The sequence below is a fragment of the Aeromonas allosaccharophila genome, assembly GCF_000819685.1.
Taxonomy (GTDB): domain Bacteria; phylum Pseudomonadota; class Gammaproteobacteria; order Enterobacterales; family Aeromonadaceae; genus Aeromonas; species Aeromonas allosaccharophila.
Map to the genome: position 1 here is coordinate 1 of NZ_CDBR01000031.1, position 25,141 is coordinate 25,141.

The window sequence follows — 25,141 nt, forward strand, 5'->3', positions numbered from 1 at the left end:
CATTCATGCTCTTACCCTGATCACCACCCAACATTCAAATAAATAATTTATTATAGAAAATATGCATGTAAATCGTTACGGCGCATTCAATAAATACGACTTTTATACTTCAAATATTATATTTGATTGCAGTATCAAATACTCTCCTCAATCAAAAAATCAACAACACCTACTGGGCTATTATCATTGTCGACAATCAATAACTGCTTGACTTGATGTTCACGCATCAATTTCTCTGCATCACTCAACATAGAGAACTGAGTTGCCGTAACCGGATTCAAACTCATGATATCTGTGGCTTTAAAAGCATTAAAATCGAAATTATAACGTAGCATGGCTCGACGCAAATCCCCATCAGTAATTACCCCAATTAACTTTCCCTCCGACATAACCAATGCAATACCATGCTGATCCTGCGTCATGCCAACAATAACCTCTTTTAACGGTGTATCTGGGCTGACTTTGGTCAAACGGGTACTCATCACATCTTTTAAGCGGGTCAGCAGTCGCCGCCCCAAACTGCCACCGGGATGGAATCTGGCAAAATCATTGGGCATAAAATTACGTTTATTCATCAAGGCGGATGCAAGTGCATCACCAATCGCCATGGTCAGGGTGGTCGAGGTAGTGGGTGCCAGGTTGTTGGGGCAAGACTCTCCCTGCATTTTAATTTCCAACACAGCATCGGCATTTTTTGCCAGCGTGGATTGCATCCCGCCGGTAATGGCAATAATCCGGTTGCCAAAGTTTTTCAGCGATGGAATAAGTTTCAATACTTCATCGGTTTCCCCACTGTTGGAGATCAGTACCACCACATCATCCGGGGTGATCATCCCCAGATCCCCGTGAAACGCTTCGGCAGGGTGAACGAAAAAACTGGGTGTACCGGTTGAGGCCATGGTCGCCGATATTTTCCGCCCCACATGGCCTGATTTTCCCATGCCGCAGATAATCACATGCCCTTTGCACTGGATCATCAGTGACAAGGCCAGCTTGTATTGTGCCTTATTGAAGGTGGCGGCAAGCTCAAGCAGGGTTTCCCCCTGCTGTTTGAACGTCTGTTTGATGCTGTCGATGACATCCCCGCCAAAAGGCACTTCATCATAAAAACTGCGAATATCCACAGATGGCTGGCTTTTCATGGATTTACCTTATCCCGGTTTGATGTTGAAAAATATATGGAGAAATAGGCATCAGAGCGCCACCAGCACACCCGCCGAGACGGCGATCTGGTAAAGCACGCTGGTGAAGTCTTTGGTAATTTGCAGCGATTTGGTTTCAACCTGCGGCAAGACAAAGATCTCGTCGCCCGGGGTGACGCGAATATTTCTATCGTCCAGTTCGCTCTTCTCTATCTGGCTAAAGGTGCCGTCACGATGCAGCAGCAGGATGCGTGAATTGCTCGCTTTCTGGGTAAAACCACCAGCCAGATTGATATAGTCAGCCACGGTGCGTTTCTGATCCGCCAGAATGGCGTTCGGGAACATCACATCCCCGTGCACCATCACCAGATTGGTCTGGCGCGGAATGCGGATGATGTCGCCGGGTTCAAGACGTACCTCTTCCAGATTGGGGGCGTTGGCCAGCACCACCTGACCGCTTGGCTCGATCTCTTTGGCCCGCGCTACCCACTGCATCAACAGGTCCGCCTCGCTCTTGCGCAAGCTCGCTTCACCATCGGAGGCAGAGCGAGCGGTAAGAATGCTCGCTTCAAAGGCCTTGAGGGAGGAGCCCAGCATCTCTTTCTGGCGCACCTTGACCGAGTCGCGATAGAGCTGAATGGCGTTGATATCGGCATCACGTGTCAACTTCAGGCCGTTGAGTACTTCGCCCAACCGCGCGCCGTAGCGCAATACCACCTCCTGCTCGCTATCGTGCTCCCCCTCAATGCGTACCGCGATAGAGGCATAACGCTTGTCGGCGATAGCCTCCACGGTATCGCCGCTGCTGACCATTACCCGAGCCAAAGTAGCAGCATCACTGAGGGGATAGTTATCCATCCGGATATCTTCCCCCTGATTGCGGCTGACCCGGATATGGGTGGCATCGGCATCGGGTCTGGCCAGTTGCAACAGCTCGGCCAGGGTCATATGGGGGGTGGCCATCTCAAACTTGTTGGCATTGGCCACCTTGCCACGCACCGTGCTCTGATAGCGCAGCGGCGCCACCACCAGGGTATCGCCGTCGCGCAGTTGGGTCGGCTGCAGATTGCCGTTTAGCAAAAACTGGTAGAGGTTGAAATTGCGCAGGGTCTTGCCACCGCGCTTGAGCGCCACATCCAGATAGCTGCCCCGCTCGGGGGAGATGCCACCCGCCTTGTCGAGGAAATAGAGGATGGAATCCCCCGACTGGCCGGCATAGAGGCCGGGTTGATTGACAAAGCCGGTAACGAAAATCTTGACCGGCTGGCTCACATCGAGGGTGGCGTAGACGCTGACGTTCTTCTGATAGACGCGGGTGATGGCGCCAAGCAGGGTGTCATTGAGCTGCTCGTTACGCACTCCAGCCACCTTGACCGGCCCGACCTTGGGCAGAAAGATATTGCCCTGGTGATCGACCAGCAGGCTCTGTTCAAACTCGACCCCGCCCCACAGTTGCACTTGCAGCTTGTCGCCGATGGCGATGCGGTAATCGGGGTTGAACCCGTTGAATGATTCACGGGCAAACTCGCCGCGAAACAGCCAGTTGCCAAAGACGGGATCGCGGGTTTGGGTGTCGCTCACCACCTTGCGCACCGGCGCAGCCTCCTGGGCGACGCCCAACCCGTAAGCAGGAGGGATAATCAGCGCAGTGACGAGCGCCAGCGAGGCGGCGCGGATAGTAAAGTGGATGGACGTTAACCGCCGGTTGCGGCCGGGGTAACGGGTTCGAGAGAGCAAGGTTGAAATCAAGGTAAACTCCTGCGGGCGCAAGTTTATACATTGCGCCATCGGGTATTGAAAAGGATGAGTATCAATTGGTGTAGCCACCCGCACTGGCGGGTGGCAGTGGCCATCAATCCTGATGTTCGCGCAGGGTGGCGAGCCCCATCACCACCAGGCCGTAGAAGAGGCAGAGCAACACGCCAATGGTGGCGAGGCTGTAGAGGCGACGCGGGTATTGCGCCTCCTGTGCGGCACTTGGCGTGCTTACCACCAGCAGGTGCTTGAGCTTGCGATAGGCTTCGACCCGAGCCTGCTCCAGACTGACCAGCCCAGTTTTGTAGATGTCGGCCGCCAGCTGGGTCTGCACCTGCACCGCCTGATAATCTGCATTGACCTCGTTAAGGGACTGTTCGTCGTTGCTGGTCAGCCGCCGCTTCTCTTGTGCCAACTGGCGGGTCAGTGCTTCCACCCGGTCTTTGGCCGCCACCACATCAGGTGCCTTGGGGTTCATGTAGATTTGCAGCCGTTTGAGCTCGGTATCTTGGCGCACCAACTCGGCCTCCAGCTCGGACACCAACCCCAGCATGGCGCTGCTGGTTGCCTCCGGGCTCATCAGCTTGTGGCGATTCTGGAACGCCAGCATCTTGTCCCGCTCGGCCTGCAACCGTTCGTGGGAACGGGCTACCTCGCTTTCTACAAAGGTGAGCTGTTCAAGGGCGACCTGATGACCCAGCCGATTGATAAAGCCCTCCCCCTCTTTCAGCATCAGGGCCACCACCTCGCGGGCATACTCTGGCTCGAATGCCTGTAGCCGGATGGTCAGGATCCCCGACAGCTCGTCGAGAGTGAGGGTGAGATGGTCACGGTAGTAGGCGAGAAACTCTTCATTGCTGGCATCCCGCGGGAGTCGTGAAAGCCAATCAGCGTGACCACTCTGATAGTGCCCCTTGAGGTCGAGCGCCTTGTCGAGCCGCTGCAGCATGTCCCATGAGCCCAGATAGGCATGCAGCACCTGCACATCCTGATGATTGCTACCCCCCAGCCCCAGCATGGAGAGGGCATCCGGCATCATCTTGAGCTGATCGGCCTGCTTGACGATGATGCTCGCTTCGCTGACATAGCGATCACTGGCGACGGCAACGTAATAGAGGGTCGCCACGCCAAAGCAGAGCAAGACCCAGAGAAAGCTGCCCAGCCTGACGGCCTTTTGCCATGAGAAGTGGGCAACCTGATATCCCCTGGAATCGATGAGGAAGCGTTTGGGGTCGCGCCTGAATTTGCGCAGCTTGCGACCGATATGGGTCTTGATGGTGCAGGTGTTCATGACTATCCGGAGTGAGGATGGCAAGTGGCCCGCATCGCGCGAACCGACATGACATCGTGACAAAAATGAGTGTGAAAACAGTGGTTATAGCTTTTGATAGACCGCGATGGCCTCTTCAATATCGGGATAGAGGGTCAGGCTGGCATTGTTCAGCACAATTCCCATGTCGCACTGCTTGCGCAGAATATTCATATCGTGGGAGACCATGATGAGGCTCGCCATCTCTCGCTTCTGGTTGAAGACATCGATGCATTTTTGCTTGAACCTAGCATCCCCCACCGAGGTGATCTCGTCGGTCAGATAGATGTCAAAATCAAACGCCATGCTGACCGCAAACGAGAATTTGGACTTCATCCCGCTTGAATAGCCTTTAATGGGCAGCTCGAAGTGCTGGCCTATCTCGGAAAAGCCCTTGACCCACTCCTCGACCCGGCGCGAGTCATGAATGCCATGGATCCGGCAGATAAAACGGGTATTTTCACGACCCGTCATACTGCCCTGAAATCCACCGCTCAGCGCCAGCGGCCAAGAGACCCGACTGTGGCGGGTGATCTTGCCGCGGCTCGGCATATCCATGCCGCCAAGCAGGCGCAACAGGGTGGATTTACCTGCTCCGTTGGCACCCAGAATGCCGATATTTTTATCTCCCGGCAGAGTGAAGTTCACATCCTTCAAGACATAATTACACCCGAATTTGGTGGGGTAATATTTGCTGACATTTTCGAGGGTTATCATTTTTTAACTTGCAATCAGTCGACGATGGCTCAAGCGATAGGAACTCATCGCAAACGCCAGAAGTATCAAGGTGGCACCGAACAGATAATTCCAGCTACCCCCCTGAGTTTGAAACCCTGCAATCCAGCCACTGCGGATCAATTCGAGCGCATGCACGATCGGGTTCCAGAGCAGCAGATGCTGATAACTTTGCGGCACCGCTGCCAGCGGGAAAAAGACCGCAGATATCCAGAGTAGAGGACGCATCAAGATTGGGATGAATTTATTTACTTCCGCGGATAAGTTGGCCAACACACAAAAAAGAGTGCCTAGACCAAATGAGAAGATCATCAGAGTGCCATACCCCATGATCACCGCCAATGGATCAGCTGGTATCGCATCAAAACCCGACCAGACCAGAATCAGGATTAATACGATGGCCACCAATATGCCGATAATGGATTCCAGTACAAAGCGGGAGAACAAGGTGGCAAAGGCCGTGACCTGGCGATAGCAGAACAGTCCCTTATTCGCGCTGACGGCTGATATCAGGCGATTGGCAGTATTTTGAAACATCAAAAATGGCAAATAGCCGCTGGCAATAAACACCGGTGCCTCAACACCACCGAAACCATTGCGTTGCCTGATGCCGAATATGACACAGAATACAGAGATAGTAATCAAGGGGTCCAGCAAGGCCCAAGCATACCCCATGCGATAATTGCCAAAGCGGGTCTTCAACTCCCGCATCAATAATCCGAAAGTCACATCTTTCAATACCACAGAAGGACTGCGTCTTTGTATCAACATTGCGTTTGGCTTGAACACCTCAGGTAAGGTAATAGATAAGGATGTAGCACTAAGTTTTAATGAGTAGCCCTGCGACTATCGGGCTGTATGCCAGGGGAGCAACTGTTGGTAAAACCCCATGGCTACCGCACGGAAATGACAATTCCCGAATCTCATTCAAGCCACGTTTTCTAGTTGCTTTTCATTTGCCATAGCTACCGCACGGAAATAACATTTTCCGCTGTCGGGCCAGAGAAGGAGCAGGGTCTCATCGCCAGAGACAAGAAACACTGACATGCTCTTCGCTTGTCTGAGTGCTGCTGAAACCCATGATTTCTCCCTGGATCACCCGTCTCTTCGACGAGCGACTATATAGCCACAGGCTTTTTATCGTTTCCACTCGAAACCATGATAAATTCATGAAATAAGTGTGATTTTTCTATGAAATGTGAATTAACAAACCAAAATAAACCAATTTCACGGCATTAATCACCATTTCGATCGCCATAGACCGGATACAGAGCGCCAAACCTGGTTATGAGAAATGAGGTTTAACCGCTGGCAAGGAAGTGCTCACCACCCCTTTGCTCACCCAGCACTCTCCCATGCTGCCAGCGACCTCCACTTGCACATTCGCCTCCGTTTCCAAGCCATCACTCAGCGCTGTTTCACTAGCCAATTGACGAGGCGGCAACCGGCGAAAATGGCACCTTCCCAGAGTTGCCGTCTTGTAAAAATGGGCACAACGACACATCAAGCAAGGTGATTACTCACAACCTTGATAGCCCGCAATCCCTGCGATTATCCGCCTATTGCCCCAAGTTGATTGCGAAATGCGTGATCACAAGCTACAATACTGCCCTGATTTTATGTCTAGCCATTATGTTGAACGACGCATAATAAGGTGCATAATTTGATATCTGGTGGCACTGAAATATGATTTCGCTGAATGAAAGTAGCGGGGAGTTAATATGGGGCGGTGCCGTAATTTACCAGCTTAGCCCCAGCGAAATTCAGGTTTTTCAATGTCTGCTGGATAGTCCTGATGAGCTGGTAGAAAAAGACGTTTTGCTAGAGGCTGGCTGGCCAAGTAAAGTTGTACAGCAAAACTCGCTGACTGTTGCCATAAAAAACATCAGGAAAGCGTTAGCAGAAATTACCGATGGCCCCATAATTGAAACGCGTCATCGGAAAGGATATATATTTCACCCTGCGGTGAACCAAAATAAAAATATCAAATTAGACTCGTCAATAGATGATCTTGTCTGTAGCCAAAGCTCTATTGAAGCAATAAGTTCTAATTATATTCATGAACGAAACATCCATAAACCAGGTTCCATTCTCGCCAATATTATTTTTTACAGTGCATTCACGGTTCTTTTTTTATGGTCATTATTCATTACCACTCTCGACACGCCAATACACTGTAACAAGATCAAAAAGGCAAATCTCTGTGGCTATTCAGAACTCAGTGATGCCGACATAACGTATATTGAGCAAACCGTTGGCGAATCCGAAGGAACTTATCTCTATGGATACGATAAAGAACTGGACCAGCTTCAAATCCATAAAATGGATTAGTTTTGCTATATTACTGGTTTACTCTGCAACACCCTTTATCAATGGGCTCGGATGTGATTATCAGCAGCAATATGAGCGCGATTATTTCTCATTCTACTCAACCTGCAAGTTTGGGTATGCCAAGAGCGTTGTGCATAACAAGGCCACGGGTGAAGTGCTTAAACATGAAGGATTTTTAGGGAAACGTGGTGATACTGTCATTTTTATTGCAAACAGAGTGACTCGAACAGCGGAACACCCCGACCTCCATAACAATGTGTATTCAGTGATGCACAATGACTTTCTCTATATTGCCAAGATTATTCATAAAGATAAGGAAGACTGGATTGTTATGACTTATCCGTACTACCGACTTCAAAAGGTCAAGACCCTCGGTAAGCAGTCACTTTGGTAACGGCTGCCTTGGTCAAGTTCACAACAATGAAACAGTATAGGTCTCAATAATGCCTTGCTGAAATCCAAAACAGATCTATATCATCTTCAAGAAACCCTTCAAATCAATGCAGCTCTTTCTGACTAGCATCTATGACATCCACCAGACAGAACCACCGGCTACGCTTTGCCTTCCACGATTTTTGTAATTGAACCAGTTGGTAATGAAGGAAGGCAGTTTGCTCATGAATACAGGCTTGAAGAGAATGTGGAGTTTAGCTCAATTGTGAGTCATTGTTGCTGCAAATTTCAGTTACAGTACGATTGCACGAAGAGCGTGAAGGGAGTCGTCCATAAGCGGTTGATCGCCATGCTCATCATCAAGTAGAAGGCGATGTTTACCACATTCAGACCCTCAATAACTACGTAAGTCGTTGGCGGCAATGGATTGCAAAATTTCACTGAGTGGTCACTGCTTACCTAGAAAAATACTTGGCTTCGAGTTGCAGGGCAAGATCCAAATAAAGCCCGCCTATGATTATTTGGCGAATTCAATCGGACCATCTACCCGTAAAGGGAACAGTATAGTTCAGAGTGACTGCTAATTATTGGCAATCAGGAAATAATGCTAAGTCATTTAACTTGTAGAAAATTCGTATTTAGAATATACAGATGGCTTATTAATGACGCTAGCCTTCCCGTAACCTAATAACTAATGCGTTTTTATGATAGGCATTTCGCGATCAACATGGATGATCGTCACTTATATATATTTGTCAAGGTGTTCATCCTCGTTCCTCGTCAGACTCCACCTGGACAAATATATATTAAGCTCCTCTATCATTCCATATTGACCGCTCCATGCCAATCATAAAAAAGGGTTCTCCACCCCACTGCGCTCGCAAGCTCACTACGGGGGTTCCGAGTTCGCTACTCTCACCACACCCCCATACTTACGTGCGTAAGTATGGTTTTCAATAGCGTGCTTACGGTTGTATATTTTTGCGTACTTACGATTGTTTTCATGGCGCACTTACGTGCGCATTCGTAAGTGTCACATGTTATATTTACGCCAATGAAGATCATAGTTAGGTGTTTGTATTTTCTAGCATGTTTATTTTTTCGAGTGACAGTGGATCTGATTATCGCGAAAGACCATCATCTTTTTGTTTATTTCTTTTTATATAGGCAGCCATCCCGGTTGATTTATCTTTCGCATTTGAATCCTCATTTGGCTCGACTACCAAAATTGGTGTGCTCGGCTGGATGTAATTTTTATTATCTGTAGACCGCACGCTATGAGTCACTCTAATATGGCTCAGGTCAGCATCAGCAGGACAGCTCGGCAAGCGCCCTCCTTTTGCTGATTTTCGATTTCCGTAACGATCAATCGAGGCTGTCGCTTGGTGCCCCATCAAATAGGCAATTTGTAAACGCCCCATACCTGATGCTTTGAGCTCCGAACCCATTTGATGGCGCCAGCTATAAAATGTAGGGAGGTGTTTGCGCTTCGGCCATAAATTCTTCCCCGCAGCGCGTAGTTTGTCTTGCAGACACCCAACATTTACTTTTTGTGCTAATGTAACAAGCATATACAACGTCAGTGCTGTTATTCCATCTAGCTGTAACACTCTGTCAGCTCCGCGTGTACCATGATGGCTCTTTTTTGCTCCGATAACAGTTAGCCGATTACTATCAACTGTTACGCCAGCCAGCTCTGTGGGTCTGATACCGGTGAGTTTGAACAGTTTAATCGCAGCCACCATGCACTTATCATTCCGTGCATTAAAATAGTCAATAAGCGCAGTTTCATCTTCTGCTGCGATCGACTTAACTCGAGTCTGCTTCTGTTTAACGGAAAGCGTGCTGCCTTTGGCTGTGACTGGGTTATGCAATGCTAGAATGCGTGTAGCTGCATCGTCATATCCTAAGGTGCGTTGATGATGTGCAAGAGCCCCGCGTAGGCGACGCCAGTAGGCGGGCCGATATTCAGGAGCACAAGCCAACAATTCATCTGAGATATTTTTAGCAGTAAGTTTGATACATTTTCTTTCCAAACGAATATAAAAATGCTTTGCAATCTTTTCATATTCAACTTTTGTTTTATCAGTCGCCATCATCTTTCCTTAGGCTCTTAACGGCCCTTATTTAACGTGTTATCGAATCAATAATATATCGATGTGAATCACAGTAGTTATCGCTAATCTGATTGAGAATGCGGTTCACCAACATGAATGTTTTTCATTGATTGAGCAACCAGCCCTAATAAATATTGCTGAATTTGTGGGTCGGCAATTAATTTAGTCATGTCCAGTTCTGAGTTGTTGGCCGGAACCAGAGCCTGCGTCTCATTAAGGCGGAAACAACGAGCAAGAGCGTTTTCGGCTAATGTTTTGAAATCCGCAGCATCCTCAACTAACCATTTTCCATAATGACGCCTGATCATTGCGGTACTTGTATGCCCCATCTGTTTGGCAATCCATTCGATATTAACACCTGCGGACAACAGTTGACTGGCATAGGTATGTCTAAATTGCGATGGCCCTCGGTAGGCAACCCCCGCTGTGGCACAAAACGGCTCAAAAAAATCCTCTCTGAATTCATCGACGCTGGTGTATTGACGTCGCTTATCCGGATAATAGGCTAATAAAGTCCGGAGCAGTTTGATCCGTGTACGATTGTCAGCACACATGACCGAAATCGCTTTCTCTTTGCGATGCCTAGCATGCTCCAGAAGAGTGCGTAGTGCCTGCACTGCGGGGACAGTCAACTCGACTGTTCGGCAGGAGTTTTTGGTTTTCGGCGTTTTATAGCAACCATCTACCAGGGCCAGATCAACACGCAGTGTGCGTTTATCCAGGTCGATAGCCTCACGGCTAATTGCCAACAATTCGCTGATCCGCAGTCCAGTGGAAATACCAACCTGGATTATTGCTGCACCAATAGGGTTGATATGTTGATGTGCAATAAATAACTGGATCTCTGATTGCAGGAATGGCTGAGGCTCTACCACCTCAAATCGACAATTTTTGACATGACACATCGGATTGATTTTTATAATGCCATCTCGATAGGCCCTGTTAAATACCTGTCGCATAATGTCAATATACTGATTGACCGTGTTCCCTTTGAGGCGTTTTAGCAGTTTGGCAATATACATTTCGATGTCGGTTGCATTAATATCAACCAACTTCTTTTTTCCCCATTTACGAATAAGCTGCCTGGCCTTTCTACACAAAACATCATAGGTTGCGTCTGATACCTGTTGGTATTTTATGTTCAGGTGTTCCTCTACTGCGGTTTTGAACGTTTTTTCACGAGGAGCTGATTTTAGATTCTTGTTGTTTTTCATGTGCACCCTGTTTTTATTATTATAATTTCGCGCAGGATTACACTCAGTAAAAACCAAGTCAAATAAAAAGTGAAACCTAACAAAAACTAATTTAATGTCAACCTTCAATATATTTGAAATAAATAAATTGTCAAATTAATGACCAGTAACAGCAGAAGCAAGCCATACTGTTTTAATGATGAAAATCAACATGTTACCTTGCCATGTGAGCACGTGAGTGGGTATACCTCACCCACTCAAATGCCTATTTCGCCTGATATTCGAAAATCGACTAAATCGCTGGGGATTAACTCGATTTTTTCTCGCAGCAACGCAATACCTAGTCGCTTGCCGTAGCGCCCAAACGTCAGGCCATTTTTACTGTGTCCCGCAAGTTCGGCCACAATATGCTCAGCAACGTCCGCCTGTTGCAGCTCATCGATAAACGAGTGTCTCATCCCGTAAATGGTGGGGCGGCCCTGACCTACGATGCCAGCATCATTGAGGTGGCGTTGGAAGCGACAGGTGATGTTATGCGCCCAGTCATCGTCTTTGCCTGATGGTTTGTCGTCGAACAAAAATACCTGCCCCTGACCGCGACGACTCTCCACATAGTCCAGGAATTGATGTCCGATCAACGCACTATGTAGCGGCACGGTACGGTACGCATTGGCACTCTTGAGCTGCTGATCCACCTCTCCCGCATCAACCATCAGACACCAAATCCCCTCGACCTGTTTGACGTTCAGAGTTTTGAGCTGACAGGCCTCAGAGGGACGCAGCCCTGCGTACAGGCACAAGAGCGGTACCCACCAGTCTTGCATTTTCAATTTTTGGCCTTTCTGGGATTGTTTGCTGCGCAGGCTGGCAAACAGTTGGGCCAGTTGAGGGCGATGCCAGCGCACTCGCTCTTCATCCGCCCGTTTGTTCGGTCTTTTACCTGCCGTCAGCCCATCGAAAGGGTTACGACTGCAATAGTCCAGTGCCACGCACCAACGGAAGAACTGTTTCAGGGCGGCGAGGTAATCCCCTTTGGTTTTGAAACTGAGGTTGGTCTTGCGCAGCAAGCTGTTGCGGTACTCCTGCGCCAGAGCGGGCGTCACCTCATCGACTTTAACCCCTTTGGCCCAGGTGACGAAGGCGTTGATCCGAAGTTGGAGCTGGCCCACCGACCTATGCTGGATCCCCTCACTGGTTTTAGTCTCGATGAATTTCGCCAATGCGTGGGTGAGCATGATCCCACTGCTGGGGCAAGCTGAGGCATCAACAGAAGGTTCACGAGGTGTGGAAGGTGTTTGAGGAGGGATGAACCCAGCAGCTTTGAAAGCGTCAAGATCGGCGCGGATCCAGCGATAGAAACTGCGAGGGGAAGTATCAGCAGGGGTAGCCGCGATAAGTGCGCGAGTACGAGCTGCCACAGCCAGGTTTCGGTCTACAGCGAGCTGACGATCTTTGGTGCAAAGGGAAGTACGGATAGCGAAGGGCAAGCCACGGTCACGTAGTGACTTAGGCAGCGGGAGACGAGTGTAGTAGGTGCCGGAGGCATTTTTACTCAGATACATGATTGTTCCACCCAGTTGATCCAGGAAAAAAATCACGTAAGTCTAGAAATGAAAAAACCCGTTGAAATTCAACGGGTTATATTTGGCGGTGAGGGAGGGATTCGAACCCTCGATACGTTGCCGTATACACACTTTCCAGGCGTGCTCCTTCAGCCACTCGGACACCTCACCAAATTTTGGTCTGTGGTTTAACGTGTTCAGCCAACACGGTGTTCACTGCGCTGTTGCGCTGGAACGGGGCGTAATTTAGGGGAAAGGGCTGTGTGGGTCAACCTCTTTTCCCCTTATTTTTCATAATCTTTTCCGAATGCCTAACCCTTGTGCAGAATGCCGGTTTTTTAAACCGGATCAGGGCTTGTCGAGGATGATCAGACTGTCCGGCAGCTCGTTTTGATCCCGGGTGGCCGGGAAGGCGTCGGTCAGAATGGCGCTAACGCGCTCCACGCACTCCAGAAAACCCTGTTCGATCTCCTTGTTGCGCACTCGTGCCACGAAGTCGTCGATGATCTCCTGCCACTGGCCATTGTCGATATGCTGGGCGATGCCGTCATCCACCAGTATTTCTACATAGTGCTCGGCGGCTGAGACGAAGATCAGCACCCCGAGCCGGTCGCGGGTGCGGTGCAGCCCCTGCTCGACAAATTGCAGACGGGCCATCAGGGCAGCCCGATGCTGGCGTACTTTCTTCGGGATCAGCCGCATCTTGATGGGCGTCCAGTGGAACAGCAGGCTCAGCAACAGCCAGACCGACCACTGTACCAGCAGGATCTCGTACCAGCCGAGCCAGAAGCCGAGCTGGAACACCAGCAGCGGGGTGAGCATGGCCAGCAGCGCCGCCCAGAGGGTGGGAATGTAGCGATAGCCATCGCTGGCCGGTGCCAGTACGGTGACCAGTTCGGCATCAGTCTCTAGCTCCGCTTCGCGCACCTTGGCCTGAAGCGTGTGGAAGAACTGTTTAGAAATCATGATTTGTCTCTTTACTCCTGTTACCAGCCACCGGAGGCTCCGCCGCCGCCAAAACTGCCACCGCCACCGCTGAATCCGCCGCCAGAGCGGCCACCAAAGGAGCCGGAACCAAATCCACCGGCCATGTAGGCCGCCCGACGTCGTCCTCCCGGCCCCCCGCCACCACCCCCGCGCAGGTTGTGGAGCACGATCATCGCAATCACCACCAGAATAAACAGCCAGGGGCCACCGGATGTCTCATCCTTCTGCTGCTCGACCGGCTGATATTCCCCGGCGAGTGCCTTCATGATGCTCTGGCTGCCCGCCATGATCCCGGCCACCATATCGCCGCGCTTGAAGGCGGGCAGGATGCGGCCATGGATGATGTTGGCGGCGATGGCGTCGGGCAAGGCGCCTTCCAGCCCGTATCCCACCTCGATGCGCACCTTGCGCTCATCCTGGGCGATCAGCAACAGCACACCGTTGTTCTTGCCTTTCTTGCCGATCCCCCAGTGGCGACCGAGCTGGTAGCCATACTCCTCGATAGTCTCCCCATCGAGGCTGTCAACGGAGACCACCACCAGCTGGATACCGCTGCGCTTTTCAAAAGCGGCCAGCTGTTGGGTCAGTTGATGGGCCTGTTTGCGGGACATCAGCGCCGCCTCGTCCACCACCCGTCCGCTCAACGCCGGAAAGTTCGGCGCTGCCTGCAGCGCCGCCATCCAGAGCAGCAGAAAAGGGAGCAGCGCACGCAGCATCATCTTCATTGGAAGCTGACCTTGGGCGCCTCATCGGCACCGGGTTTGGCACTGAAACTGGGTTTGGCCTCCAGATCCGAGTAGAGCAATTTGGACCAGATGACGCCGGGGAAGGTGCGGATCTCGGTATTGAACTGGCGCACCGCCTCGATATAGTCGCGGCGGGCCACCGAGATGCGGTTTTCGGTGCCTTCCAGCTGGGCTTGCAGGGTCAGGAACTGCTGATCCGCTTTCAGCTCGGGGTAGCGTTCTACCACCACCATCAGGCGGGAGAGGGCGCTGGAGAGCTGATTTTGCGCCGCTTCAAACTCCTTGAGCTGGGCAGGATCGCTCACCTGTACGCTGCCGACCCGGGCGCGGGCATCGGTGACCGCCTTAAGGGTCTCCTGTTCATGGCTGGCGTAACCCTTGACGGTCGCCACCAGATTGGGAATCAGATCAGCGCGGCGCTGATACTGGTTCTCCACCTGTCCCCAGCTCGCCTTGACCTGCTCATCCAGGGTCGGGATGTTGTTCATGCCGCAGCCGGTCAGGCCGAATAGCAGGGTCAGGGTCAACAGGCTCTGCGTGGTTCTGCGCCAGAGTGATGTGGCCATCTTGTTGTTCTCCTTTGAAATTTCGAGTCGATAGTGCGCCATGGATGGTGCACGACCAAGAGTGCATCACCATACCAGCTTGGGGTCAGTTGCCACAACGCGCAGGTAGCTCGGGTCGCTTGTTGATACCGGAGACCTTGGGCAGCTGGGGTTTGTCTTTGAGCCAGGAGGCCAGCTCTTCCCCGCAGCCGTTGCCGGGCGGAATGGGGGCCTGGGGCTCGCAATCCGGGCTACCCACCGGGCAGCGCAGCCGCACATGGAAGTGGCTGAAGTGGCCCACCCAGGGGCGCAGCTTGGCGACCCAGGGTTCATCACCCGCCTGCTGGCAGACCGCGGATTTGATCACCGGATTGACGAAGATGCGGGCTACCTCGGGTTTGCTGGCCGCCAGCCGCAGCAGGGTGAGCTGCTGGGTGCCAAAGCGCCCCGGCAGCATCCTGTAGCGGGGTTCGTCGATCAGCGCCCACTCCTTGGGGGCATCCTGCTCCCACTTGCTGATGGGGCGGTTGGCCATACGAAACCAGATATCGGCATCGAGCCCGGTCTGGTGGCTGCGATGGCCGGAGGTAAAGGGGCCGCCACGGGCCATCGCCAGATCGGCGATATAGAGATCCGGCAGTCCGGCCATGCGGGTCTGGTTGGCCAGCGCCTGCAGGTAGTGGATAAGGTCGGGGTGGCCGTAGTAGCGCAGCCGCTTGGTGCGGATCACCTGATAACCCGGTCCTTCGAGGGGCAGGGATACGCCGTTTTTCAGGCAACCGGCGGCATAACCGCCGATGGCTTCTGCTTGCAATACGGTCGCCAGCAACAGGGACGTCAGCATGTGCGTGCTCCTTGTCTTGCTTCGAGTCGGCTCAGCAGTACGAACAGACTCAAACATATAAATAAATAGGCCGCCGCTACCAGCAGCCAGATCTCGTAGACCAGTCCGCTGGAGTTGGCCATCTCGGTGCCGACGAAGGTGAGCTCCTGCACCGAGATAAGGGAAACGATGGCGGTATCCTTCACCAGCGCGATGAGCTGACCGGTGAGGGGGGGCAACATCAGTAACATGGCCTGCGGCAGGATCACATGGCGCAGCCGCACCCGGGGGGAGAGCCCGAGGCTCTGCGCCGCCTCCCACTGGCCACGGGGGATGGCAGCCAGCCCGGCGCGGACGATCTCGGCGACGAAGGCCGCGCTGATCATGCCAACGCAGAGGGTGCCTGAGATGAGGTTCTCCCAGCGGGCAGGTGGGCCAAACAGCGCCTCTTGCCACGGGGAGAGTGATACGGTGCCGAGCCAGCGGGAGAGGCCGCTCGCAGGCAGCAGCTGGTTGGCGATAAAGAAGTAGAAGATGAAGATAAAGACCAGCGGCGGCAGATTGCGGATCAGCTGGATAAACAGGGTCGCGGGCATCACCAGCCAGGGGCGGCGGCTGAAGGCGGCTACCCCCAGCGCAGTGCCGAGCAGCAGCGCCAGTACCATGCCGAGCAGGGCGATGCGCAAAGTGGTGAGCAGACCGCTGAAAAAGTAGGGCAACTCGCCGTGAGGGCCGGGGGTGAACAGCAGGTCGAAGGCTTCATGCCAGCGCCACTGATAGGCCACCCCGATGTGCAGGCGGCTGGCCAGCCAGAGACCAGCCAGCAGCAGGATCAGGGCGATCGCCCCATCCAGCCAGTTGATGTTCCGACATGCCCCACGGATGATGCGCCGGATGGTCTCTTTTAGAGCAATCAGCATCAGGGATTGGCGACCTGCGCTTCCCACGCCAGCGACTTGAACCAGTAGTCATGGCGCGCCTTGAGCCAGCCATCGGCCTGACGGGCGGCGATCCACTCGTTGAACTGTTCAGCCAGGGCATCATCCCCCTTGCGCAGGGCAAACCCTTCACTCCCCTCTGCCAGCGGCTTGGCAAACGGCATAAAGAGGGCATCCGGGTGGCGCAGCGCTTCCTGCTCCGGTTTGGGTGAGGAGGAGAGGGCACCGTGGGCGCGGCCGTTCAGCACCTCCTGAAACACTTGTGACTCGTCATCGAACTGGCGCAGGGTGGCCTTGGGGAAGTGCGCTTTGGCCACCTGTACCGGCGAGGCGCCACGGCGTACCGCCAGGATCACCCCGCGCTGGTTGAAGTCCGCCACGGTTTTCTTCTCCTTGGCCAGGGTGCTGGCGGCGGCCAGTTGCACCCCCGAGTGGGAGTAGGCCTGGGTGAAGCGCACGCTCTTCTCCCTCTCGGGGGTAATGGTGAGGCCGCCGATGATGACGTCATACTTTTTCGCCAGCAGGGAGGGGATGATGCCATCCCAGGCGGTGGGGACGAACTCCACCTGCCAGCCGTTGTCGGTGGCGAGGCGACGGGCCACGTCAATCTCGAAACCGATCAGGGCGCCCTGTTTGTCGCGCATCGCCCAGGGGGCAAAGGTGGACATGCCGACCCGCAGGGTACCGCTCTGCTCGATCTGCGCCTGGGTGGATGATGGCTCTTCTGCCTGGGCAAACTGCGCAGGGGCAAACAGGGTAGTAAACAGCATGGCTGCGCCCGACAGGGCGGTTTTGAACGATAAATTCATGGTTAGCATCCTTGTTGATCCGCATCCAAATGACGGGCCAGCGCCCGTGAACAGGCTGACAGCGTCAGGGTTAACAGCAAATAGAGGGCGGCCACGGTAAACCACACCTCAAAGGTCAGAAACGTATCGGCAACCAGAGTACGCCCTTCGTTGGTCAGATCGAAGATGGCGATCACACTCACCAGCGCCGAATGTTTGATAAGGGAGACCTGTTCGTTGGTGAGCGGCGGCAAGGTGATGCGCACCAGCTGGGGCAGGATCACCTTGCGCAGAGTGATGGCTCGCGACAAGCCAAGCGAGCGGGCCGCCTCCCACTGCCCTTTGGGAATGGCCTGGATTCCTGCGCGCAACACCTCGGCGGTGAAGGCCCCCTGATAGAGGGAGAGGCTCAACACGGCGCAGGCAAGGGGGGCCAATCCCAGCATGGGGCCCAGCAAGAAATAGAGAATATAGAGCTGCACCAGCTGGGGCGTGGTGCGCACCAGCGCCAGATAGGCGATGGCGAGCCAGGGGCCGAGCCGGGAGGGGAGCAGCCGCAGGCTGACCACGGACACCCCGACCGCCATCGTGCCCAACAGGCTGAGCAGCGCCACCTGCAAGGTGACTAGCAGGCCGTTTAGCAGGGGGCCGGCATAAAAGATCCCCTCATCCCACTCGCCGAGAAAGGGCAACACCCGCGGCCACTGCCACTCATAACCCATCTGGCGAGCGCCGCTATAGAGCGCCCAGCCGAGTAGCGCAGAGAGCATCACAGTGCCTGACAACCAGCCGAGCAGGTGAGGGTGTTTGAGCCTAGCCATGATAGCTGAGCACCTGTTCGAGGAAGGCCTGGGTGCGCGGGTGCCGGGGGGCGCTGAACAGCTGGGCGGGCGTGGCCGATTCGATGATCTTGCCCTCGTCCATAAAGAGCACCCGATCTGCCACCTGACGGGCAAAACCCATCTCGTGGGTGACGCAGATCAGGGTCATCCCCTCGTCAGCCAGCTCGCGGATCACATCGAGCACTTCACGGATCATCTCGGGGTCGAGGGCGGAGGTGGGCTCGTCAAACAGCATCAGCTCGGGTTGCATGCAGAGGGAGCGGGCGATGGCGACCCGCTGCTGCTGGCCGCCGGAGAGCTGGTGGGGGTACTTGTCAGCCTGAGCCTGAATGCGTACCCGCTCGAGCAGCCCGAGCGCCCGGGCTTTGGCCTCCTGAGGGCGCAGCCCCAGGGTATGCACCGGCGCCACCATCAGGTTCTCCAGCACCGTCATATGGGGGAAGAGGTTGAACTGCTGAAACACCATGCCGACCCGCCCCTGCAGGCGGCGCAGGTAGGCGGGGGTCACCGGCTCGCCAAACAGGAACAGCTGGCCGCCGTCGATCCCCTCCAGCCCGTTGATGGTGCGGATCAGCGTCGATTTGCCGGAGCCTGACGGGCCACAGATGACCCACTTCTCTCCCCGTTCAATGGTGAGATCGATGTGATGAAGAGCCTGAAAGTCGCCATAGAATTTGTCGACGCCACAAAAGCGCACACAGGGTTGCGAGCTGGTCAAGACGCGGGTTCCACTGAGAATCATTTACGCCATGGTATTGATTTTATAGGGGGATGACAAAGAAAACCCCCTTGTCAGCATCCTGATGGCTATTCACAATGGCGCCATTTCGTGATGACAGGAGCTTTTCATGCGTATTACATCCTTGCTTGCCGATTCGCAGGTACAGCTGTTGATGCCGCCAGCGGTGCGCTATCGCGGCGTCATTTTTCTGCTGTTGCTGGTGAGTTGGGGCGTGGTGGCGGCCTCCTTGTGGCATGGCTGGGGCGCCATGGCGCTGCTCAACTGGGTGGGGGTGGTGTTTGGTGGCATCACCGGGATCATGGTGTCGCTGCCCCGCAGCTGGCAGCCCTGGCGCCTGGCGGAGCTGGGGTGGGATGAACAGCATATCTATCTGCTCAATGGCAACAAGGATGAGGCGCTGGCGCTGCCCCGCAGCCAGCTGGTGGCACTCGAGCGGGAGCGGCGAGTGGGCCATGACGGTCAGTGGCTCGACTTCAGCCTCGATCTGCAGCTGAGTGAAGAGGAGTTGGCGGCGGCCATGGCCTTGCTGGATCTCAAGGCGGGGGAGTTGCATCTGGTGAGCCCGTCGGTCTATCGCTTCGGCTTTAAACGGGCCTGGCACGGTCGCCGGATGCTGGCGCAACGGTTGTCAGATCTGCAAGCGGCCTGAATCGACTATTTTCTCGACAATTCCCGGCAAAGCTCAGATACTGCCAGTGACTCGAATTGATCTTGTCTGCACTGTTCACCCAAGAGATCAATCACTTGACGACAGTGTGGAGAAGGCCACGGCATGAAGCCATGGCAGGTCCGGCATAGGGGTTGTGCCCTTACCGTTATGCCGGGAATTGCATAGAGAAGGCACCTTGAATCGAGAGTGGATGGCATGAAGATTTACGTAGGAAATCTGTCGTACCGGATGACGGCCGACGAACTGAAAACCCTGTTCAGCCAGTTTGGACAGGTCGACAAGGTTGATATCATCATCGACCGCGATACCGGCCAGTCAAAGGGGTTTGGTTTTATTGAAATGCCGGTCAATGGTGATGCCGAAAAGGCCATCGCCGGTCTGCATGGCACTGAAGTCGGTGGCCGTACCATCACCGTCAACCAGGCCAAACCGAAGACAGATGCTCCCCGTGGTCGCCCGCAACAGCGCCACCGCTAAGGTGCCTCGGCAATGAAAAACGGCATGGGTTTCCCCCATGCCGTTTTTGTTTCTGGATGTTTGGCGGTTATCAGGGAACGTCGTAACCGAGCGCTGCCTTGCGGATACGGAACCACTGCTGGCGATTGAGGGTGATGGATTCGGCGGCCACGGCGGCAGCAATCCGCTCCCGCTTGCCGGAGCCAATCAATGGCAGCGGCTGGCTTGGCAGCATCATCACCCAGGCGTAGACCACCTGCTCGATAGTCTGGGCGCCCACTTCCTGGCGGATCTGCTCCAGCTCGGCGCGCAGCGGGGCATAGGCGTCATCGCTGAACAGTCGGCCGCCGCCGAGACATGACCAGGCCATCGGCTTGATGCCAAGCTGCTGGCACTGATCCAGCGTGCCATCGAGGGTCCCTTCCTGATGGAGCGGCGAGATCTCCAGCTGGTTGGTGACCAGCGGGAAGGGGAGGCGCGATTGCAACAGCTCGAACTGACGGGCGGTGAAGTTGGATACCCCGGCGTGTTTGATCTTGCCCGCCTGTTGCAGGGTGATAAAGGCGTCGGCCACTTCATCGGCGTTCATCAGGGGATCCGGGCGGTGGATCAGCAGCAGGTCCAGATGGTCGGTGCCGAGCTTGCGCAGCGAGGCCTCGGCGCTGGCGATGATATGGCCCTTGTCGGTGTTGTAGTGGTTGAGGGCATGTTCCGGTTTGGCGGTGAGGGCGATGCCACACTTGCTGACGATCTCCATCCGCTCGCGCAGGGAAGGTTCGAGGCGCAGGGCGTGACCAAAGGCCTCTTCGCACTGGTAGCCGCCATAGATATCGGCGTGATCGATGGTGGTGACCCCCAGATCCAGATGATATTTCATCAGACTGAGCAGGGCCGCCGGGGAGAGCTGCCACTCCATCAGGCGCCAGTAACCCATGATGAGGCGAGAGAAGGTGGGGCCTTGCGGGTGCAGGGCGACACGGGATACAGACATGGTTGACTCCTTTAAAAACGCGATGCGAAAACGATGTGCAATATAGATGACTGCGGGCATCTTGGCCCCATGTGGCTGGCAAAGCAATCATGGGCAGTGGCATGATTCGAACTTTGGTTCTGACCGCAGAGTAGGGGAGAGAGTTGGATGGAAGGATTTGCCGAGCGCTTGCAGAGCCTGATCGGGGAGATGAGCGTGAGTGCCTTTGCCCGCAAGGTGGGGCTCAGTGAGGCGCTGATCCGCAAATATTTGAAGGGGGCCGAGCCTGGCCTGGCGCGGGCCAACCAGATCGCCATGGGGGCCAACTGCTCGCTGGAGTGGCTGGCAACCGGCTGCGGTTATCTCTACCGTCAGGCGGAAGTGGTGGACAGGGAGGCGCTGGCGGCGGCGCAGCAACTGCTAGGCGAGCAGCAACCCGGGGTGGGGTTGCCCGATGAGGCGGCGTTGGTCACCCTGCTCGCCTACTACCAGTTTTTGCGCACCCACAAGAAAGCGGACGGTTTTCTCGATCTGGCGCTGGCGCGGGAGTTCGGTCGCCATCTGGGGGAAGCGTGATGAGGGGCATATTACCCTTTGGTCGTGTCACGGCCGGTAGATTATTCTGATACGCTCTAAGCAAGATAACTCTCCATGGAATGGGCGATGAGCTACTTGATCCTCGGAAGCGGTGCGCTGGGCTCGGCGCTGGCAAGAGAGCTGATGGCAAGGGGGGAATCCTTCCTGCTGGCCGGGCGCACCTATCCAAAAGGGATCGAAATGGGGGCCTTCTTCCCGCTGCAAGAGGTCGACGCCATCTCGTTCGATGCCCTGTTTACTCTCTACGACACCGATCCGCTCCCCACTGTGGTGATCAACACCATCGGCGTGTTGCACGATGTCAGCTTTATGCCGGAGCGGCGGGTCGAAGAGGTGCACCCCAAGTGGCTGTGCGACAGCCTGCTGGCCAATGCCTGGCCAACGCTGGCGCTGGCGGCTCGTTTCAGCAGATTGATGGGGAGTGACCATCCGCTGTGGCTCTGCGCCATCTCCGATCTGGCGGGCTCCATCACCGCCAATCAGGAGGGGGGACGTTACAGCTACCGGATGAGCAAGGCGGCCCTCGATATGGGGGTGAAAACCCTGGCCCTTGAGTGGGCGCAGCGTTTCTCGCAAGCGGGGGTGGTGGCGGTGGCGCCCGGCTTGATGGACTCCCCGATGAACACCCCCTTTCTGAGTGAGTTGCCTGTGGAACAATTGCAGGATCCTGCCGAGGTGGCGGTCAAGCTGCTCAATCTCATCAAGGGGTTATCGTTGACTCAATCGGGCCAGCTAGTGGATCTCAACGGTCAGCCGCTGCCCTGGTAAATCTCGCTAACGGCTTCGCCAGACGCCCATTCGCTTCACATTCTGCTCATGCGCCCCTTGCCAAGCGAGGGGCGCATGGCTAACGTCACTCTCCTGTTTCAGGAGGGATCTCATGCGCTATATCGATTTACGAAGTGACACAGTCACCCAGCCTACTGATGCCATGCGTCAGGCCATGCTCCACGCCGAAGTCGGTGACGATGTCTATGGTGAAGATCCGGGCGTCAACGCGCTGGAGGCCCATGGGGCCAGATTGCTGGGCAAACAGGCGGCGCTGTTTGTGCCGTCCGGCACCATGTCCAACCTGCTGGCGGTGATGAGCCACTGTCAGCGTGGTGAAGGGGCCATACTGGGATCCGCCGCTCACATCTATCGTTACGAAGCTCAGGGGAGTGCCGTGCTGGGCTCCGTGGCCCTGCAACCCTTGCCGATGCAGCGTGACGGCACGCTGGCCTTCGATGATATCAAGGCCGCGCTGGCACCTGATGATGCCCACTTCGTTCAGACTCGCCTGATCTGCCTTGAGAACACCCACAACGGCAAGGTGCTACCGCTCTACTATCTGCAGGAGATGGGGGCATTCGTTGCCGAGCGCGGCTTGAAGCTTCATCTCGATGGCGCCCGGCTCTTTAACGCCGCCGTGGCCAGCGAGACCCCGGTCGAGGTGATCGCCGCGCCGTTTGACAGCATCTCGATCTGCCTCTCAAAAGGGTTGGGGGCACCGGTGGGCTCGCTGCTGGTGGGCAGTCACGACTTCATCGCTCGGGCACGCCGACTGCGCAAGATGCTGGGGGGCGGCATGCGCCAGGCGGGCATTCTGGCGCAAGCCGGTCAGTTTGCCCTCGAGCAGCATGTGACCCGCCTGGCCGATGATCACCGCCGTGCCAAGCGGTTGGCCGAAGGGTTGGCGGCGTTGCCGGGCATAGAGCTTGACCTCTCGCTGGTGCAGAGCAATATGGTGTTCCTGCGGCTGCGTGAGGGGGAATCGGTCCCTCTGCTGGCCTTTATGAAGGAGCGGGGGATCCTCTTCTCCGGTTACGGCGAGCTGCGGCTGGTGACCCATCTGCAGATCAACGATGACGATATCGAAGAGGTGATCGACGCCTTCACCGAGTATCTCGGGGCGCGTTGAGACGGCTTGGTAAGGTAGCCGTTATCCCGAGACTTGTTGATACGGAAAAAACAGAGGGCGCCGCGGCGCCCTCTGTTGTTTGCTGCAAGCTCAAGCCTGCCGCTGGCCGCTCATCAGCATGGCCTCATCGGTGGCGTCGTAGATCATCACCGCGATGTGGGTCACCTGACCGCCGAAATCGGCCAGTGGTACCAGCGTCAGGTTCTGGAACATATGGGGGGCCGAGCCGGTAATGGGGCGATAGTTGGAGAAACGCAGCAGGTAGGGCTTCTGCTCCCAGGTGCTGAAGGCGCGGTTGTTGAGCTTGAAGACCATGTTGGCCTTGCGCTCGAACCAGGCTCTGTCCACATCGGGGAACAGCTCGAACAGCACGCCGTCACGCACTTCACCCGCCAGCCGGCCACTGTGGCTCTCCATAAAGCCGTTCCACACCTGCACCTTGTACTCCTTGTCGAGCACCACCAGGCCTACGTCCAGGTTCTGGACTATGTTCATCAGCCAATGAAATTCACGGATTTCCATAGTCACTCCTAGAGCATGTGTATGATTTTGTTGTTCATGGTGGCGATGGAATCTTCGGTAAACAGCAGCAACAGATCACACTGCACCGCGTAATCCTGGATCCGGTAGTTGATCTCGATGGCGAGCGTGCGGCGCCAGCGACTCTTGTTGGTGTTGATCAGCTCGTTGATGGGTCTGTGCTGACCGAGCACCACCGGGTGGCCCTGACTGAAGGGGGTATCGAGTTGGTTGGCGTAGCCGCGCAGGAAGGCGCCGATCAGCACGTTGGCGGTATCCATCAGCAGCTCCAGCTCGGCGGTGCGATCCAGCGTCCCCTGATGGTTCATCAGCTTGGCCAAATCTTTGAAGCTGGAGTCATGGAACAGGATCAGCGCTTCGCCGGCGATCCCGGCTCCGATAAAGCCCTGACAGACGGCGGAGAGGGTATCCGAATCGGCGGCCGCCGAGAGGGCCATGTGCAGCTCGGAGACCTCCAGCACGTTGACGTTGGGGATGGGCAGCACCACGAAGGCGTTAAGCAGACGGGCCAGCAAGTCGGCCGCCTGACCCATGGAGACGTTGGCCAGCTCCTGATAGACATCGCGGATTTCGGGGGTGATCTTGACGCCCGCATCGGCTATCACCCCGCCGGGCAACGGCTCGGTAGCGCTTGGCTGACCGCTCGGGGCGGCACTCCAGAAGCCGTGTTGTTTGAGCAGGGCGAGCAGGGTATCGGGGGCGGCGGGTTTCTTGATGAAATCGAGCGCCCCCAGCCCCATGACCCGCTGATAGGCTTCCGGCTGGATGTCGCCGGAGACCACGAATACCTTGCTACGCAGCCCCTCCCGCTGGAGGGTCTCCAGCACGCCGTAACCGTCCATCTCCGGCATGGTCAGATCGAGGAAGATGAGATCGCCATGACCCATCAGCACCTGTTCGATCCCTTCGAGACCATTGGCTGCGTAGTGCAAATCGACTTTCCAGTCGGCCGGGAGTGCCCGTGCCAGCTGTTTGCGGGCGAACCCGGAGTCATCACATATCAATACATTCATGGCGTTAGGCAGGCTCTGTTGGCAAGGGTTGCTATAAGTGTGGCCCG

General features: G+C 55.2%; 26 protein-coding genes and 1 tRNA gene. 7 read left to right on the forward strand and 20 right to left on the reverse strand.

Annotated elements, in window-relative coordinates; genetic code table 11:
* Positions 1 to 134 precede the first annotated feature (134 nt).
* From BN1115_RS06235 to BN1115_RS06255, 5 genes are all read right to left on the reverse strand, one after another.
* Positions 135 to 1,142, reverse strand: a complete 1,008-nt coding sequence (locus tag BN1115_RS06235; RefSeq protein ID WP_082034806.1) for a KpsF/GutQ family sugar-phosphate isomerase — start codon at positions 1,140 to 1,142, stop codon at positions 135 to 137.
* 51 nt (positions 1,143 to 1,193) lie between these two features.
* Positions 1,194 to 2,783, reverse strand: coding sequence for a polysaccharide biosynthesis/export family protein (locus BN1115_RS06240; RefSeq protein WP_175566086.1), 1,590 nt, complete (start codon positions 2,781 to 2,783; stop codon positions 1,194 to 1,196).
* A 211-nt stretch (positions 2,784 to 2,994) separates the two neighbouring features.
* The gene (locus tag BN1115_RS06245) at positions 2,995 to 4,188 is read right to left on the reverse strand and encodes a KpsE/RkpR family capsule polysaccharide export protein (protein ID WP_042656503.1); all 1,194 of its coding nucleotides are present in this window, start codon (positions 4,186 to 4,188) and stop codon (positions 2,995 to 2,997) included.
* Positions 4,189 to 4,272: 84 nt separating this feature from the next.
* Complete coding sequence (locus tag BN1115_RS06250; protein ID WP_042656504.1) at positions 4,273 to 4,923, reverse strand: ABC transporter ATP-binding protein; 651 nt, start codon at positions 4,921 to 4,923, stop codon at positions 4,273 to 4,275.
* Between the two features lie 3 nt (positions 4,924 to 4,926).
* Entirely contained in the window at positions 4,927 to 5,712 is a 786-nt protein-coding gene (locus BN1115_RS06255; RefSeq protein WP_042656505.1) for an ABC transporter permease, read from the reverse strand.
* A 915-nt stretch (positions 5,713 to 6,627) separates the two neighbouring features.
* Between BN1115_RS06255 and BN1115_RS06260 the strand changes: the two genes are divergently transcribed.
* Together BN1115_RS06260 and BN1115_RS06265 are read left to right on the forward strand one after the other, a co-directional pair.
* Positions 6,628 to 7,272, forward strand: a complete 645-nt coding sequence (locus BN1115_RS06260; protein ID WP_042656506.1) for a winged helix-turn-helix domain-containing protein — start codon at positions 6,628 to 6,630, stop codon at positions 7,270 to 7,272.
* Entirely contained in the window at positions 7,223 to 7,666 is a 444-nt protein-coding gene (locus BN1115_RS06265) for a hypothetical protein (RefSeq protein ID WP_042656507.1), read from the forward strand. The genes BN1115_RS06260 and BN1115_RS06265 overlap by 50 nt, the downstream gene beginning before the upstream one ends.
* Before the next feature lie 1,120 nt (positions 7,667 to 8,786).
* Here the strand turns inward: BN1115_RS06265 and BN1115_RS21580 are convergent.
* The 12 genes from BN1115_RS21580 to BN1115_RS06320 all read right to left on the reverse strand — a co-directional run bounded on the left by BN1115_RS21580 (position 8,787) and on the right by BN1115_RS06320 (position 18,948).
* Positions 8,787 to 9,761, reverse strand: coding sequence for a site-specific integrase (locus BN1115_RS21580; protein ID WP_082034807.1), 975 nt, complete (start codon positions 9,759 to 9,761; stop codon positions 8,787 to 8,789).
* An 83-nt stretch (positions 9,762 to 9,844) separates the two neighbouring features.
* Positions 9,845 to 10,996, reverse strand: coding sequence for a tyrosine-type recombinase/integrase (locus BN1115_RS06270; RefSeq protein ID WP_042656508.1), 1,152 nt, complete (start codon positions 10,994 to 10,996; stop codon positions 9,845 to 9,847).
* Between the two features lie 236 nt (positions 10,997 to 11,232).
* Positions 11,233 to 12,537 carry a site-specific integrase gene (locus BN1115_RS06275; protein ID WP_244152235.1) on the reverse strand — a complete coding sequence of 435 codons (1,305 nt, stop codon included), beginning with the start codon at positions 12,535 to 12,537 and terminating at the stop codon, positions 11,233 to 11,235.
* Positions 12,538 to 12,620: 83 nt separating this feature from the next.
* A tRNA-Ser gene (locus tag BN1115_RS06280) sits at positions 12,621 to 12,708 on the reverse strand.
* Positions 12,709 to 12,885: 177 nt separating this feature from the next.
* Positions 12,886 to 13,503, reverse strand: coding sequence for a TPM domain-containing protein (locus BN1115_RS06285; protein WP_005337196.1), 618 nt, complete (start codon positions 13,501 to 13,503; stop codon positions 12,886 to 12,888).
* A 20-nt stretch (positions 13,504 to 13,523) separates the two neighbouring features.
* Positions 13,524 to 14,249, reverse strand: coding sequence for a TPM domain-containing protein (locus tag BN1115_RS06290; RefSeq protein WP_042656510.1), 726 nt, complete (start codon positions 14,247 to 14,249; stop codon positions 13,524 to 13,526).
* On the reverse strand, positions 14,246 to 14,836 hold the full coding sequence (locus BN1115_RS06295) for a LemA family protein (protein WP_042057245.1): 591 nt from the start codon (positions 14,834 to 14,836) through the stop codon (positions 14,246 to 14,248). The genes BN1115_RS06290 and BN1115_RS06295 overlap by 4 nt, the downstream gene beginning before the upstream one ends.
* 85 nt (positions 14,837 to 14,921) lie before the next feature.
* A complete protein-coding gene (mepA, locus tag BN1115_RS06300; protein ID WP_042656511.1) occupies positions 14,922 to 15,659 on the reverse strand; it encodes a penicillin-insensitive murein endopeptidase in 738 nt (245 codons plus the stop codon).
* A complete protein-coding gene (locus BN1115_RS06305; protein WP_042656512.1) occupies positions 15,653 to 16,558 on the reverse strand; it encodes an amino acid ABC transporter permease in 906 nt (301 codons plus the stop codon). Before BN1115_RS06305 ends, mepA begins: the two co-directional genes overlap by 7 nt.
* Complete coding sequence (locus tag BN1115_RS06310) at positions 16,558 to 17,385, reverse strand: transporter substrate-binding domain-containing protein (RefSeq protein WP_042656513.1); 828 nt, start codon at positions 17,383 to 17,385, stop codon at positions 16,558 to 16,560. The genes BN1115_RS06305 and BN1115_RS06310 overlap by 1 nt, the downstream gene beginning before the upstream one ends.
* A 2-nt stretch (positions 17,386 to 17,387) precedes the next feature.
* Positions 17,388 to 18,185, reverse strand: a complete 798-nt coding sequence (locus tag BN1115_RS06315; protein ID WP_042656514.1) for an amino acid ABC transporter permease — start codon at positions 18,183 to 18,185, stop codon at positions 17,388 to 17,390.
* Positions 18,178 to 18,948: an amino acid ABC transporter ATP-binding protein gene (locus tag BN1115_RS06320; protein ID WP_042656515.1), complete on the reverse strand. Its 771-nt coding sequence runs from the start codon at positions 18,946 to 18,948 to the stop codon at positions 18,178 to 18,180. Before BN1115_RS06320 ends, BN1115_RS06315 begins: the two co-directional genes overlap by 8 nt.
* A gap of 106 nt (positions 18,949 to 19,054) precedes the next feature.
* Here BN1115_RS06320 and BN1115_RS06325 point away from each other — a divergent pair, with 106 nt between their 5' ends.
* Together BN1115_RS06325 and BN1115_RS06330 are read left to right on the forward strand one after the other, a co-directional pair.
* Positions 19,055 to 19,597 (forward strand): hypothetical protein, encoded by a 543-nt coding sequence (locus tag BN1115_RS06325; RefSeq protein WP_042656516.1) that lies wholly within the window; start codon positions 19,055 to 19,057, stop codon positions 19,595 to 19,597.
* 216 nt (positions 19,598 to 19,813) lie between these two features.
* A complete protein-coding gene (locus tag BN1115_RS06330) occupies positions 19,814 to 20,095 on the forward strand; it encodes an RNA recognition motif domain-containing protein (protein WP_005337180.1) in 282 nt (93 codons plus the stop codon).
* 70 nt (positions 20,096 to 20,165) lie between these two features.
* On the opposite strand, the gene BN1115_RS06335 is transcribed toward BN1115_RS06330, so the two are convergent.
* Complete coding sequence (locus BN1115_RS06335; RefSeq protein ID WP_042656517.1) at positions 20,166 to 21,065, reverse strand: aldo/keto reductase; 900 nt, start codon at positions 21,063 to 21,065, stop codon at positions 20,166 to 20,168.
* Between the two features lie 147 nt (positions 21,066 to 21,212).
* On the opposite strand from BN1115_RS06335, the gene BN1115_RS06340 reads away from it, so the two are divergent.
* From BN1115_RS06340 to ltaE, 3 genes are all read left to right on the forward strand, one after another.
* Positions 21,213 to 21,620 (forward strand): helix-turn-helix domain-containing protein, encoded by a 408-nt coding sequence (locus tag BN1115_RS06340; protein WP_042656518.1) that lies wholly within the window; start codon positions 21,213 to 21,215, stop codon positions 21,618 to 21,620.
* Between the two features lie 87 nt (positions 21,621 to 21,707).
* Positions 21,708 to 22,409, forward strand: coding sequence for an SDR family oxidoreductase (locus tag BN1115_RS06345; protein ID WP_042656519.1), 702 nt, complete (start codon positions 21,708 to 21,710; stop codon positions 22,407 to 22,409).
* Positions 22,410 to 22,521: 112 nt separating this feature from the next.
* A complete protein-coding gene (ltaE, locus tag BN1115_RS06350) occupies positions 22,522 to 23,541 on the forward strand; it encodes a low-specificity L-threonine aldolase (protein ID WP_042656520.1) in 1,020 nt (339 codons plus the stop codon).
* 90 nt (positions 23,542 to 23,631) lie between these two features.
* Here the strand turns inward: ltaE and BN1115_RS06355 are convergent, their stop codons facing one another.
* A complete protein-coding gene (locus tag BN1115_RS06355; RefSeq protein WP_005346525.1) occupies positions 23,632 to 24,063 on the reverse strand; it encodes a PAS domain-containing protein in 432 nt (143 codons plus the stop codon).
* 8 nt (positions 24,064 to 24,071) lie between these two features.
* Positions 24,072 to 25,094, reverse strand: a complete 1,023-nt coding sequence (locus BN1115_RS06360; protein ID WP_042656521.1) for a response regulator — start codon at positions 25,092 to 25,094, stop codon at positions 24,072 to 24,074.
* Positions 25,095 to 25,141: the final 47 nt, after the last annotated feature.